Genomic DNA, 251 nt, shown 5'->3' with positions numbered 1-251 from the left:
CCAACTCATCAGATGCAACAGAAGACTCTTCTCGTTTCTTTTTTCCTGAACCAAATAGCTTTTGAAAGAAACCTGTTTTTTGAGGAGGATTCTGCTCCATTTGATAAGTTTGGACCAATCCGTTTCGAATCATTACCGCTCTATCTGATTCCCCCTCTTTCTCCAACACTTCTTCAAACGCATCTAATAAAGAAAATGACTGATCTTCTTCTACACGAAGACTAAAATCATATGTGTACTCCATTTCTTCA

The 251-nt window shown here is 37.8% G+C and carries 1 protein-coding gene; it reads right to left on the bottom strand.

Annotated elements, in window-relative coordinates; all coding sequences use genetic code 11:
• A partial coding sequence (locus SB719_RS21585; protein WP_412159950.1) for a hypothetical protein occupies positions 1–251 on the bottom strand: 251 nt, incomplete at both ends.

It is taken from the genome of Pantoea sp. SIMBA_079 (assembly GCF_046940275.1).
GTDB classification, from domain to species: domain Bacteria; phylum Pseudomonadota; class Gammaproteobacteria; order Enterobacterales; family Enterobacteriaceae; genus Pantoea; species Pantoea borealis.
The sequence above is the reverse complement of the archived record's forward strand: the minus strand, read 5'-3'. Positions and strand labels throughout refer to the sequence as shown.